Source organism: Paenibacillus sp. NPDC056579, from assembly GCF_042793215.1.
Taxonomy (GTDB): domain Bacteria; phylum Bacillota; class Bacilli; order Paenibacillales; family NBRC-103111; genus Paenibacillus_S.
In genome coordinates this window covers 1,453,749-1,467,532 of the sequence record NZ_JBHTVD010000001.1, presented here as the reverse complement: position 1 = coordinate 1,467,532, position 13,784 = coordinate 1,453,749, and the positions used below count along the sequence as shown (strand labels likewise).

11 protein-coding genes are annotated in these 13,784 nt (G+C 45.3%); all 11 read left to right on the top strand.

The features are described from left to right. Positions 1-29: 29 nt before the first annotated feature. The 11 genes from ACFQ88_RS06620 to ACFQ88_RS06570 all read left to right on the top strand — a co-directional run bounded on the left by ACFQ88_RS06620 (position 30) and on the right by ACFQ88_RS06570 (position 13,711). Entirely contained in the window at positions 30-809 is a 780-nt protein-coding gene (locus tag ACFQ88_RS06620; RefSeq protein WP_239624752.1) for an ABC transporter ATP-binding protein, read from the top strand. Between the two features lie 22 nt (positions 810-831). Next, a complete protein-coding gene (locus ACFQ88_RS06615) occupies positions 832-1,719 on the top strand; it encodes an ABC transporter permease (protein ID WP_379453105.1) in 888 nt (295 codons plus the stop codon). A gap of 68 nt (positions 1,720-1,787) precedes the next feature. Further along, entirely contained in the window at positions 1,788-3,110 is a 1,323-nt protein-coding gene (locus ACFQ88_RS06610) for an LLM class flavin-dependent oxidoreductase (protein WP_379453103.1), read from the top strand. Positions 3,111-3,533: 423 nt separating this feature from the next. Continuing rightward, complete coding sequence (locus ACFQ88_RS06605; protein ID WP_379453101.1) at positions 3,534-7,232, top strand: fibronectin type III domain-containing protein; 3,699 nt, start codon at positions 3,534-3,536, stop codon at positions 7,230-7,232. Positions 7,233-7,512: 280 nt separating this feature from the next. Next, positions 7,513-7,875 (top strand): hypothetical protein, encoded by a 363-nt coding sequence (locus ACFQ88_RS06600; protein WP_379453099.1) that lies wholly within the window; start codon positions 7,513-7,515, stop codon positions 7,873-7,875. 503 nt (positions 7,876-8,378) lie between these two features. After that, positions 8,379-8,930, top strand: a complete 552-nt coding sequence (locus ACFQ88_RS06595) for a hypothetical protein (protein ID WP_379453097.1) — start codon at positions 8,379-8,381, stop codon at positions 8,928-8,930. A gap of 285 nt (positions 8,931-9,215) precedes the next feature. After that, a complete protein-coding gene (locus ACFQ88_RS06590; protein ID WP_379453095.1) occupies positions 9,216-9,521 on the top strand; it encodes a hypothetical protein in 306 nt (101 codons plus the stop codon). Positions 9,522-10,331: 810 nt separating this feature from the next. Next, on the top strand, positions 10,332-10,925 hold the full coding sequence (locus ACFQ88_RS06585; protein ID WP_379453093.1) for a hypothetical protein: 594 nt from the start codon (positions 10,332-10,334) through the stop codon (positions 10,923-10,925). Between the two features lie 183 nt (positions 10,926-11,108). Beyond that, complete coding sequence (locus tag ACFQ88_RS06580; protein WP_379453607.1) at positions 11,109-11,465, top strand: hypothetical protein; 357 nt, start codon at positions 11,109-11,111, stop codon at positions 11,463-11,465. Between the two features lie 220 nt (positions 11,466-11,685). Next, complete coding sequence (locus ACFQ88_RS06575) at positions 11,686-11,880, top strand: hypothetical protein (protein ID WP_379453091.1); 195 nt, start codon at positions 11,686-11,688, stop codon at positions 11,878-11,880. Further along, positions 11,867-13,711, top strand: a complete 1,845-nt coding sequence (locus ACFQ88_RS06570) for a family 43 glycosylhydrolase (protein WP_379453089.1) — start codon at positions 11,867-11,869, stop codon at positions 13,709-13,711. Before ACFQ88_RS06575 ends, ACFQ88_RS06570 begins: the two co-directional genes overlap by 14 nt. Positions 13,712-13,784 lie beyond the last annotated feature (73 nt).

The window sequence follows — 13,784 nt, the reverse complement described above, 5'->3', positions numbered from 1 at the left end:
CTTGGTGAATCAAAGGGAGGGATTTGGCAATGAGCATCATTTCTCTTGACATCGATTTACCGCACAAATGGTTTCAGACGCCGAATGGCGGTCGTATTGAAGCACTCAGAGACATTAAGTTGGCCGTCAAGCAAGGGGAATTTATTACCGTCATTGGACCAAGTGGTTGCGGGAAAAGCACGCTGCTGAAAATCATTGCCGGGCTGGACACGGATCATGAGGGAAAAGTCCTTCTGGATCAAAGACAAGTGACCAAACCTGGCATCGATAAAGGATTCATTTTCCAGGAGCACCGCTTGTTTCCTTGGTTGACGGTGGAGAAGAACATAGCTGCCGATTTATCGCTTGCCGATGAAGCGGTCCGCAAAAGAGTGGACGAACTGATTGAACTCGTTAAGTTGAAAGGATTCGAGAAATCATATCCCCGCGAGCTGTCCGGCGGTATGTCGCAGCGGGTGGCAATCGCACGGGCACTGCTCCGGAATCCGAAAGTGCTGCTGTTGGATGAACCCTTCGGGGCCCTTGACGCATTTACTCGTTCTCACCTTCAGGAAGTGACCTTGAACATTTGGGAGGCGAACCGAACGACGATGGTGCTCGTCACACACGATATTGATGAAGCCGTCTTCCTTGCGAACCGCGTTGTTGTGATGAATGCACGACCAGGTACGATCCGGAACATTATTTCAGTCGATCTTCCATATCCACGGAGAAAAACGTCGTCGTCGTTTCAGGAGCTGCGGAAACTGGTGATGAGCGAATTCGAGCGTGTCGAAGAACTAGAGCTTATAGACAGCTCCGGTATTTAATCTACAAGGAAAGGGTGAGTTTATGAGTCAGACAGATACGGTCATTGGATCGGGAGCAGGGACTGGACAAAGCCGAATACAGAAGAAGCGGATAGAGGATCAAGTGCCTACACTTCAAGAGGTGCGCACCAAGACGCAAAGAAGGGAAAGCAAATGGCAACTTGTTGTGAGAGGAGCAATCCTGCCAGTAACAGTGCTGGCAGTATGGCAAATTTGCGGCTCGATGGGTATTGTTTCCAAGACGCTTTTGCCGACTCCTTTTGAAATATGGCTTGCTTTCTACGATTTACTGGTCAGCGGTCAGCTGTTCACGCATTTGGAAATCAGCATTTGGCGCGCTGCCGTCGGATTTTTGATTGGTGGAAGTTTAGGATTGATGCTCGGCACGGCAGTCGGTTTATTCCGCAAATTCGAGCAATCTGTTGATCCGTCTGTTCAAATGCTGCGCACCATTCCCCATCTTGCCATCACACCGTTGTTCATCTTATGGTTTGGATTCGGGGAATTTTCCAAAGTATTGCTTATCGCCAAAGGAGCCTTTTTTCCTCTTTACGTCCAAACGTTCCTTGGCATCCGCAATGTCGATTCCAAACTATTTGACGTCGCTCGTGTTTTGGAGTTCAGCCGATTCAAACAAATTACGAAGCTTGTATTACCGGCGGCGCTGCCCAATGTGCTGTTAGGGCTTCGTCTCTCGATCGGAGTTGCATGGCTTGGTTTGGTCGTTGCGGAAATTATGGGCTCAAGCGAAGGCATAGGATATTTGATCATGGATGCCCGTCAGTTTTCTCAAACGTCCGTTGTCTTTGTAGGAATTTTGATTTTTGCGTTTGTTGGCAAGGGCTCAGATTCGCTGGTGCGCTTTCTGGAGAAAAAGCTGCTCAAATGGCGCGACAATTTTAACGGATAATCAAAGAAATCATGGGAGACTCAATATTTTGGAAAAGTTAATAATATTATATCAGGAGAGGTGTAGTCATGAGTAAGTCTAAACGTCAATTGCATTTGAACGCTTTTTTGTCCGGAACTGGCCATCACGAATCTTCTTGGCGCCATCCCGAATCGCAGCCTGAACGGGGTTTCGATATTCAATATTATAAAGAGCTGGCGCAGACCGCCGAACGTGGATTGCTCGATTCCTTGTTTTTGGCTGACGGCTACACGGGGCGTTTCGGAAAGCTGGAGCCGTTCACGATGTTATCCGCGCTCGCAATGGTGACCGAGCGCATCGGTCTCATCGCGACTGTTGGAACGACGTATAACGAGCCATTTCATGTGGCTCGGAAATTCGCCTCACTCGACCATATAAGCGGAGGCAGGGCGGGCTGGAACATCGTGACTGGCGCGGGGTCAGCGGCTTTCAACTTCGGGCGGACGGAGCATCCGGCGCACTCTGTACGCTATGAGTATGCGGACGAATTCGTCGAGGTCGTCAAGCAGCTATGGGATAGCTGGGAAGATGATGCGCTTATTAATGATAAGAGAGCCGGTATACAGATTCAGCAAAATAAAGTGCACGAAATTAATTTTAAAGGAAAGGCATATTCCGTGCAGGGACCGCTAAATATTCCAAGGCCTCCTCAAGGATATCCGGTGCTCGTGCAGGCCGGTTCCTCGGAAACAGGACGTGAGTTTGCGGCACGGACGGCAGAAGTGATTTTTACGGCACAGCAGACACTGGGGGATGCACAGGAGTTTTACCGCGATGTCAAATCGAGGCTGGCGAAATACGGCAGGACGCCGGATCAGCTCAAGATTATGCCAGGGCTCAGTCCGGTCCTTGCAGATACGGAGGCGGAAGCCCGGGATAAGGAAGCGGAATTGCATGCCCTGACGACACCGGAGCAGGGGGCTCGCTCGCTGTCCTCATGGCTAGGAATAGATCTGACTAAATATCCCGTGGACGGACCACTTCCTTACGATGATTTGCCGGGCGTGGAAAACATTAACGGGCACAAGGCTCGATACGAAGTTATGGTAGATCTGGCGCGAAGGGAAAATCTCACCATCCGTCAACTGTCTCTTCGCATAGCCGGCGCCAGGGGGCATGTCACCTTTGCCGGAACTCCTCTGCAATTTGCGGATTTTATCGAGCGATGGTTCAGGGAGGGAGGCGCCGACGGCTTTAACTTGATGCCGCAAATATATCCCGGCGGGCTCACAGAAATCGTAGATAAAGTAATCCCTGAGCTGCAAAATCGCGGATTGTTCCGTACAGCATACGAAGGCTCGACACTTCGGGAGCACTTGGGACTGGCGCGTCCGCTTAATGTACTTCATCAAACGGCACAATCAATCTAATAGTATGGCAGTATATGTATGTAGCCACATTGACAATTGACACTGGTAGGAACTAATACTGTCATCCTGCAGCTGCATGAAAACAATGTTCAGTTAAGCACAACAGTAGAGCAAAGAAATTTATTTTTATAATTATTTAAAAGCGATACCACCTCTCAGCCCTGTAACATGGCTATGGGGTGGTTTTTTCACATCGTATATTAAAGCGGCTGCATAAAAGATTCAAATGGAGTAAATTAACATTATTTCAGTTAAGAATAGACATAGTTATTTATAGAAAGAAATGGTATGTTTGGGAAGTAAGCGCTTTAAAACACTGTGTTAAGAAAGGTTGTGAAAATCGAAGGACACGAACGAAGGAACCGTGGTTTATTATTATAACTCGCAAATTTAAAATGCTCCAGCCAATGGAGTAAGCAAGGGGTGGTATTTATATTTACGTATTATGTAATTATGGTATGTGTTAGTGTATTGCTCGTATGGATAATAGGAAGGAAGCAAACTTCGCTCTTCTCGGAATCCCGCTTAGCGGTCGCCTCCGGTCGGGTATCTGCACTGCCCAAAAAGCAATTGCTGTACAGTGCATTAATTGCCGGTTGTATCGGTTTTTTGCCTGGAACGCAAGCTTTGGGAGCGATGGTGGTCGAAGAATATCACGGTCCTATCACACAGAACGATATTAATTCCTTCAAAGAGCACATGATGATCGAGAAGCCGAAGGTTTGGGCCGCACCAATGGATCCGACTACGGAAAGATTTCAGACCGAATATGCTCAAGGAAAAAGCGGTGAAAATATTAAAGCGCTCGGCCTGATGTATGAATTAACCGGCGACACGGAAATTCTCGACCGGATGATTTATTTCACGGGCACACTTTTAACTCAGCGCAACGACATTCTTCCGGCTCCATACGGACAAAGAACGATATGGACGGGCACGATTGCGCCGGTATGGCCTGGCCCTGTTGAAGAGTGGGGAGTTGCCGCTGACTCCGCCCAGGGAGATTCGATCGGACATTTGGCTTATACGGGCAGACTTATTTTGCAAACGCCATGGATTTTAGATACAGTCGTGCCTGACGGCGATCCATATGGACACGGAGCGACTTATCGGGAGCGCGCGTCTACTTTCGTTAGAGAAGCTGAATACGTTGTTGACGAATTTATTTTCCCTTATCTCATTGATCTTTCGAGAGACAATAAGCTTTATTTTTCAGGCTTATCGCCTTACATGAGTAACGGGGTTATGCCTTGGAATCAAATTATGATGATTTTGTATCCGTTCCAAAATTTGGCGGCAGCTCATGAGATTTTGGGCGATAATCCGTCTCTTGTCACTAAGTATGACGGCATCGTTCAAAGAAACATCGATTGGTTTTTCAAAGACGATACGACGAAAGCAATCATTCCTAGTAACAAAGGAAATCCATCTTACTCATGGGGATATAATCCGGGAAGATTGCCTCGGCCTGGAGTTAGTCCTGAAGACTCCAGCCACGGTCAACTGGATGTAGCGGGCTTTTACCGGGCGTACTTGATCGGCCGTTACGGTGTTACGGAAGACATGCTGAAGCCGTTTGCCAACACGTTTGCTGATAACATTATGCGCTCGCCAACCGACTACGCCGGCCGTATTGACGGAACGGACGGTTCGGGCAACAGTGCAAAAACTTCAACTCCTCGTTCAGGCTATTTGTTCTTGGCTGCGCTTCGTCCGGATAAATATGACGATTTGGCAGGCACGGTTATGAAAGCGAACACAAGTATGGATATGGCATCCGTATCCCGGTTTTATTGGGCAAAAAACAAACTGAGCAATAACAACGATACCGGCGCTCCGACCGTACCGGTAAATGTGAAAGCCGTAGCGGCATCCAGCAGCCAAATCATTTTGAGCTGGTCGGAGTCAACAGACGACACGATCGTAAGAAACTACAATATTTACAGGAACGGGACGTTAGTCGGAACTTCGACGACAACGTCATTCACCGATAAAGGACTAAATACGGAAACGGCATACAGCTATACGGTGAAAGCGAAAGATGCGGCGGGCAACTTATCCGCAGCGAGCAGCATAGTTAGCGCGAAGACATGGGATCTGAATCGCCGTGATACGGAAGCGCCGACTGCTCCCACGAATTTGAAGGCTGCCGTTCCATCCAACATGCAAATCGATTTGAGCTGGAATGCCTCAACAGACGATGTTTTTGTTGCGGGCTACGAAATATACCGGAATCTCACAAAAATCGCGACGGTAGATACAACTTCCTTTAGCGACAATGGTCTTACCGGCGGAACAACGTACAATTATGAAGTCAAAGCGATCGATTTGGCAGGCAACCTATCGGCAGCCGGCACCATTAGCGCAACGACGCTAGTGAATTTAGCTTTAGGCAAACCGGATGCATCGTACTTTGCTTCGTCACAATGGAGTACGACATATATTCCGAGGAAGGCATTTGACGGAAGCGTCTCAAATTCCCGCTGGTCCTCGGTAAAAACGGGCATCAACAACCAGTATCTAGGGGTTAATTTCGGTACGTCTACCACATTCAATCAGGTAGTAATTAAAGAAATTTCATACCCGCGAGTATCGTCGTACGTATTGCAATACTCCAACAACGGTGTGACGTATACAGATATTGAAGGTATGGTGGGAACAACGCTTGGAGCGAATAAAACGCTTGTTTTTGCTCCTGTTACGTCCCAGTATTTCCGGCTAAACATGATTAAGAGCAGCGCTGAACCTACAATCGATGAAATAGAAATATACTATGTTACAGGCGGTCCGTCGCCGAGCACGGCTCCAGCGGGTTTAAGCGCAACAGCGGGAGACAAGAAAGTAACGCTTGGTTGGAGGAAAGTTCCGGGAGCCACGTACTACGACGTAAAGCGCAGCACGTCGGCAAACGGGCCATTCACAATCGTTGGTCTTCAATTGAATTCGATCAGCTTTACTGATTCAAGTGTACAAAACGGCACAACGTATTACTACACGGTCACAGCCGGTAACGTTGGTGGCGGCGGTCCGGCAGCAGGGCCGGTGAACGCGATGCCTAAGGCTCCTCCTCAAGCAGCGCCTACAGGCTTGACAGCCGTTGCGGGTGACGGGCAAGTAACGCTCACTTGGGATACGGTAACGGGAGCAACGTATTCCTACAACGTGAGCCGCAGTACGGCAGCGACAGGCGGATTTGAAGAAATCGGTTCCGATTTGAACACAAACAGCTTTACGGACGAGGAAGTAGAGAATGGCAAGACATACTATTACATCGTTAGAGCGAGCAACGAAATTGGCGAAGGCCCGGCGACAGCGCCAGTAAGCGCGACGCCAATGGATTCGACTCCTCCGGTTACTACGGCGGTCGTTGAAGGGACGCAGCAAAACGGCTGGTATTCGGGTGCTGTCAGTGTAAGACTGGAAGCAACGGACAACTCCTCGGGCGTACCCTCGACCTTTTATAAGCTGACCGTTACCGGTGCGACGTACGGTTCGACCGTTACGCAAGCGACGTATGGATGGCTGCCGTACACCGGTCCAGTCTCGATAACCGAGGATGGAAAATTTACGTTCCATTATTACTCGCAAGATAAGGATGGCAACGCCGAAACGGAAAAAACGTTAAACATTCAGCACGACGCAACCGGTCCTGCGATTCAGTCGATCGCACCGGTGAACAACGGACGTTACAGCGATTCGGAGCAATTGACGATTCAAGTGAATGTCGGGGACACCGGTTCAGGATTGAATCCAGACTTGACCGTCATTACTCTTGACGGCAATCCGGTACAACAAGGAGCGGTAATCCAGATGTACACATTGCCGTTAGGAGCGCATACATTGAACATTACGGCAAAGGATATGGCGGGCAATACAAGAAGTGTCGCCGTTCCATTCACGACAGAGACGAGTATCGCTTCGCTGAAAGCAGTAATAGCTAAATTTAGGGCAAACGGTTGGATCGACAATGGAGGCATTGCGAACAGCTTGGAGCAGAAGCTTGAACACGGTAACCGGGACAGCTTCATTAACGAAGTGGAGGCGCAAAGCGGCAAACATATTTCTGCAGCAGCAGCTGCAATTTTGCTTAGGGATGCGAACAAGCTTTACAGTCAGCAGTAGGTTTGAAGCTTGAGTTCAGACAGTAATATAGTTAAGCTCCAAACGGCATGAGTTCGGTATTGCACCTTGCTCATGCTTTTTCAAATTTCATGTCGAGTGTCAAGAATATAGTCCGATCAAGATCCGCTAATGCGACAATAGCTTAATAAACAAGCAAGACGCGGCTTGTGGCATCGATCGGCAGCCTTACGCTAACTGGCAGCTTCAATAAAATGTTATATTAAAGTCAGAGGAATTGATAAATAAGAATTAATCATAACAAGGAATTGCGGTGGGTTTGATGGAAATTCATTACCGCCAAATATTAGATATTACTCATGATGGAACCAACTATCTCGATAGTACTGAGCAAACACAAACAATAAGTTTTATTGAATGTTGGAAGTATTGGGTAGCTTACTGTTATGAGACAGACGGGATAAAACGCACTTTCAAGGATTCATTTTGCGTTGGTTGGCGAGATTGGTTCTGTCAAACTCAATATTTTGAATTCTTTTCAGAACCAAAAGTTAAGGTAATGTTCCCGTATAGTAAAAAATGGTTTTTAATATTTAGGAATGAAAGAAAGAAACATAGGGATGAATTCATTAAATTACAATGGAAGATTATTAATTGTGGACATACTACATATGATTTAGGCTAATTCTATCATTTCGCTAACGGATACGATAGCTAAATAAAAACTAAAACTGCCGGCATTGATCGCAGCCGGATCATGCTAACGAGCATTGCCTAACAATTTCACTAATACTCTTTTCATTAAGTGAAAATTCGGAAGCCTCTATGTTAGTTTTTTTGAAAGGAGAATTTGAATGGAAAGAGTCTCTATCTTTTCAATTCATACAATAAATCCTGGTTCAAGCCCTGAACACAGAATTATAAGTGGTAGAGCTTTTTGAGGGTAGGAAGTAAATTATTTATTTCGGATTCTGCCTTAGATGAAAAGTACTGCACTGTTGAGGAGATTGAGAGTGAAACCAAAAGTGTCTCATCACTTGAAATTATGATAGTTCAATCAGACATGACGGCAGCCGGCTAAACGATCGGTTGCCGTTTTCGTTGAAGTAACGGACAGATTAGTTTAATGGGTTAAAGCGAAAATATGGTAATCTGTATTTAGACATTAAATCATGAGGAGTTAGAATCATGGGAAGAGTTAGTGCTGTAATACAAGATCCATATTTTGAGCAGCCCTCTTGGATATCAAAAGTTGAATACAAGGAAACCACTTATCTTTCCAGATTTTCTACGTCGGAAGAAGCCGCCCTGTTTTTGTCGTTGGTTTGCGGGTATAACAACATAGAAGTGGATAGAGAGCCTGCTGAGGTATTAAATGAACTTATAACCTTTGGTGAAATTGCATTAAGTGGTGGAATAGCCTTTGCGGATAAAAATAAAATAATACTTCCGAGTTGTTGTTGTGGACTTGAGAATTGGAGAGACGTACTAGAAGCAGTCCAAAGTAAAAAGGATGTATGGCTTGGTCATGATCCATTCCCCACTTTGGAATACTTAAATGATTCGGTAAGAGTTTGGTCTGACGATTATACTGGCACATTTAGAAAAGATTTGTCGGAGCGAGAATTACAGAAAATGTTTTATATAGAATACAACCGGAATGATTTAATTATTAAGCTACAAGCCATTGAGACAGATTTGTTGGAGTTGAGCATTCATTGGAAAAGGTATTATGCATGACTGATGATAATCTTAAAGAAATGTTATTTCTGAAATATTGAAGGTGGTTCAATCTGAAGGTAAGTTAAAGACCTCAAATGATTGAGTTAACGGGTACGATAGTCAATAGAATCCATCGGGCGGCCGCAGCGGATCGAAACGGGCATTCTTATAAAGTTATAAGCAGGGTAGTTTTAATAATTTCTCGAATACTCTAAATAAGAAATAAATTACGAAATTCAAAAATAAGACGTTAGGCGAAATATCGCATTGATCTATAAAAATCGTAAGTAGTCAGGGTGAAATATGAGGATATTTTCAAGTAAAGATAATGAAATTAATCAGGATATATTATCTATTGATATGGAGATAGAGACTAGAAAGGAATACAAAAATATAACAAGAGTAAAAGGGAGAATGGTTCCTGTTGTTGATTGGAGAATCTCCCTATATATCAACGGTAATAAGTTGAATGAAGACGAAGTGTTTGTAGAAGAAGAGTTTTTTAAGTCTTTACTTAATCCAGGGAAATACCCTTTGTTCACATGTACCTGTGGAATATTTGGTTGTGGAGGTTATTATGTTCAAGTAATCCACGATGGCAATAGTTGATTTGGGTAACAGAGCAATCCCCTTTTAAGGATCGAAGTTTCAAAAGTTCGAATAAGTTTGTCTTTTCATGGGATCAAATTATTAGTTTCTCTGAAGAGTTAATACAAAATTTTGTGAATCTCAAAAGTATAATGAATATTAATGACTTAGATTTTAGTTTTGATATTGAAAGATATAACGGGATAATAAACAGAACTAAAGAAAGAAAAACAATCAATAAAAATTGTTAAAGGAAATTGAAGAGTGCTACATTGGGCTGCCGCAGTAAAAATTTGGGCGACTCCTTATGCTGTCGGGAGGATACTTGAAGTATAAGCATACGGATTTAGGGAGATAGGAAATGACGATAAACAATAAGAGCTCTAGAAAAAAATTGTAGTGAATGAAGAACATTTCGTTTGGACTGTTTCCCCTGGAATTGGATATATCATCATGATAGCAGAGCTTGAATCCTGTAAAAGGAAGACGGCTTGAAGTGTATATCGCTTCAGATATAGATAACCTTTAGGTTAACTTCCCTAACACAGAACATCTGAACATAAAAGTCTTTAGACCTAAAGATGAGACAAGCGTTTGAACAAGGATGGAATCCTAAAGAAAAAGGTGCACCCATAGTTTTGAACGAGTAGTTCAAAGTTGAGTTAAGAACTTGTTACGCAAACGAGTACGATAGCTGAATGTGACACTGCAGCAGCTGGTCCCACGATCGGCTACTTTTTCATTGAAGTGACGGGCAGAATAGTTTAGTTGTTCGTCACCTGAGATTGCATTTATAATGATGGGTATTAGTAATAGTTAAGAGGTGCTTTAATGTCCGAATATTCTCAAATACAAACTTATATCAAGAGTATTCCGGAAAATTTCAAGGACGTTATAAGGCAATTTGCAGAAGTGTTAAACTCTCTTGGACTTGATTCTAAATACTTTACATCTGAGCAGAAATGGGAACACTTACACACTCTGTGGGTAGGTGGTGATGCGGAGGAACAGATATTTGATAGTGGTGGGTACCAACTTCATATTCGTCCATATGTGACGGGGTGGAGCCCAGAGGAAAGAAAAGAACTCCAAGATACTTGGTTAGAATTAAGTTTACTATTCTTTACAGTAGAAATTGAAAATCGAATAGGAGGGTTAAAAGATGAACACAAATCCCTCGTATGGGTATTCATGCAGAAGTTTTCAGAAGAGTTTACCGATAGTGGAGTGTATTTCACAAACGAAGTTACGGATGGAAAACCGTGGGAAGCATTAATTTGTGGAGAAGAAGAAGGGATGCTGCCATTCTGCCTAAATATTTGTCACATGAATTTAAGGATTATTCTGCTGAAATGTTCTTTAACTTTAACGAGAATTCAATATTTGTTGCCAGGAAGGCTTTCTGGCGAACTGAACCTTGGTTGATAATTGATTAAACTAACGGGTACCTTAGCATAATAAACCTATGACGGCAGCCGCGATCGGCTGCCGTTTTCTCAACTAACCGGCAGGTTTATCCAGTATGTGGTATAGTGTTATCGAAGTGAAAAAAGTGGGGTTAGAGGAGGATACGCAGTGGTGAACAGAGACGATATTGTAATTAATCAAATGACGGAGTTAGATAAATTGGAAGCTATAAAATCATTACAATCGACAATCAGTAAACTCGAGAATGCCTTGTCCCAGATGACTCAAAACGGAACAAGTACAACCCTAGTAAAGAAGCGACTCAAAGCTGTTAATATCGGCTTAGCCACGCTAGAAAACGTTTGGATTCAAAAACCCCATAATTACAGTCAGGAAGATCTAGCAGAAGCTCGTAATGTTATTACCGGTTTATTTCCATCGATTGAAAACAGTTATGTTAAGTCAAAGGATGGTAGTCCGCAAAGAACGCTTTTAGAAAGTAGAATTAAAGCGTTGGAACTAGCTGTTCAAGCGATTGATGAACTTTCCGCTAAATAATTCATAATGAAAACGAGGAGTTAGGAACAACCTTAGTTGACCCACTGAAGGTCTACAATTAATTAAGTTAAAGGGCAGGATTAGTACTGGATCATTTGCTGATGCAAAGGAGATAAGGACCGCGTGTAGATCACTGAATACCAGTACACCTTCGGAAAGTGACTTCATTGACGCGAACGGTTCAAACACTTTGACCAATTCCCCTTTGGATGAAAAAATCTTGTCGACATACCCCATCGTCGATACCGAATTCGACCGTCGAAACCGGTTCATTTTCAGCTTGTTTAACCGCGTTAAGCAAACGCTTTCGGTAACTTTCACAGCGGGTTACAGTGTATCATTGTACTTGTTCGATCGCGATCGCAACAACCATCCTAATATGCCGGAGGTGTACGGAACTCATGCGCGCTGCTAAAGGAATCGGCTTGAAGTTAACGGCGCTTGTTCTCATGCTTATGCTAACTCTGACTTCGTTTGGGGCTGATGATTCGTCCGCCGCATCCACTTCGACCTACTCGAATCCGATCAATACTGCCGGTGCGGACCCTTATGTGATGCTGCATAAGGATGGATATTATTATTATACCCGCACGTTAGGCAACAGATTGGATATTTGGAAATCGAGATCGCTGACCGCAATCGATCTGGGACAACGGAAAACGGTATGGACACGCCCTTCCGGATTAAAAGACATCTGGGCACCGGAGATCCATTATATTGCAGGCAAATGGTACATCTATTATACGGCGAATACGGGCTGCGGAGATAATTGCCGTGGAGTGTACGTCTTGGAGAATGATTCCCCGGATCCGTTGCAGGGGGAATGGACCGACAAAGGAAAGCTGAATACGCAGTATGCTGGTCTGGATGGCACGGTATTTGACCATAACGGCCAGTTGTACTTCCTGTATGCGGCATACGGGAATTGGTCCGGCGCACATGGAAGTGCGATCGCCATTGCGCCGATGTCCAATCCGTGGACATTGGACGGCGACAACGTGATTTTGACGAAGCCCGAATACGGCTGGGAAAAGAAAGGAATGCCGGTAAACGAAGGGGCAGTCATCCTGAAACGAAACGGAAAAATATTCCTCGTTTATTCCGCGAGCGCCTGTTGGGAGGACGATTATTCGCTCGGTATCCTGACTGCGAACGATACAAGCGATTTGCTTGATCCCGCATCGTGGACGAAGAGCGCGAACCCAGTATTTGCCAAATCTCCGGAAAACGGTGTATTCGGCCCCGGCCATAACTCGTTCGTCCAATCCAAGGACGGCACGCAAGATCTGATCGTATACCACGGCAACAGTGGTCCCGGCCAAGGTTGTGGCGCCCGTCCGACCCGTGTGCAGCCTTTTACATGGAACGATGACGGTTCTCCGATTTTCGGCGTTCCGACGAACGGTCCGCTTTCCGTTCCGTCCGGCGACTACCGGATAGAAGCGGAGGAAGGCACTACGGTTAAAGCGGAACTGAAGGACAAGGCAACCGCTTCCGGAGGTAAAATCGTTCGTCTGAATAATGCGAATAGCTCCTTGACGCTCAAGGATGTCATCGTACCGGAGGAAGGGGACTACACATTATCGGTTCGATATTCGAGCACCGCCGGCCCTGATGCTACAGTACAAGTTTCGGTGTACGGCCAGCAGACGACGATGTCCTTCCCCCATACGGGAAGTAACCAGTTCGCAAACGCTTCAATTCAAATCAATCTGAAAAAGGGCAACGATAACCTCATCGAATTCACGAAGGGCAAACATGCCATCGATATCGATTATATCGAGATAACGGGCAGTAACACGTTCTTGGTCAAGTCCGGTGCCGAATATAAGCTCGTTAACCCCAATGGCGGCAAAGCGCTCGATGTGACCGGAGCGGGTACGGCCGATGGGACCTGGACCCAGATGTCGAGTGATACCGACGGCGGGGCAGCACAGCGCTGGAAAATAGTCCAGAACTTGGACGAAACTTATTCGTTGATCAATTCAAACTCCGGCAAAGCACTGACTGTTATGGATCCAGCTGCTTCTTGGGGAAGAGTGGCAGTATCAGAGGATAAGGGACTCGACACTCAAAAATGGAAACTCGTCGACACCGGCAACGGGTATTGTAAGCTGCTAAACGTGCGGACGGGCAAAGCACTAGATGTAGGCGGAGCCAGCATCGACAGTGGAGCAAGCGTAGGGACTTGGCAGGAACTCCCCAACGGGATCGCGCAATTTTGGCTCATGTACCGGTTAAACTGAAGTTGTAAGCGCGTCCAGAATCCATTACAATTAGGGGGAAGCCATTAACTTTAAAGGTATGGGATTCCCTATG

Coding starts and splice junctions, on each gene's coding strand:
- ACFQ88_RS06620 (WP_239624752.1), top strand. CDS start 30: ATGAGCATCATTTCTCTTGACATCGATTTACCGCACAAATGGTTTCAG.
- ACFQ88_RS06615 (WP_379453105.1), top strand. CDS start 832: ATGAGTCAGACAGATACGGTCATTGGATCGGGAGCAGGGACTGGACAA.
- ACFQ88_RS06610 (WP_379453103.1), top strand. CDS start 1,788: ATGAGTAAGTCTAAACGTCAATTGCATTTGAACGCTTTTTTGTCCGGA.
- ACFQ88_RS06600 (WP_379453099.1), top strand. CDS start 7,513: ATGGAAATTCATTACCGCCAAATATTAGATATTACTCATGATGGAACC.
- ACFQ88_RS06595 (WP_379453097.1), top strand. CDS start 8,379: ATGGGAAGAGTTAGTGCTGTAATACAAGATCCATATTTTGAGCAGCCC.
- ACFQ88_RS06590 (WP_379453095.1), top strand. CDS start 9,216: ATGAGGATATTTTCAAGTAAAGATAATGAAATTAATCAGGATATATTA.
- ACFQ88_RS06585 (WP_379453093.1), top strand. CDS start 10,332: ATGTCCGAATATTCTCAAATACAAACTTATATCAAGAGTATTCCGGAA.
- ACFQ88_RS06580 (WP_379453607.1), top strand. CDS start 11,109: ATGACGGAGTTAGATAAATTGGAAGCTATAAAATCATTACAATCGACA.
- ACFQ88_RS06570 (WP_379453089.1), top strand. CDS start 11,867: ATGCGCGCTGCTAAAGGAATCGGCTTGAAGTTAACGGCGCTTGTTCTC.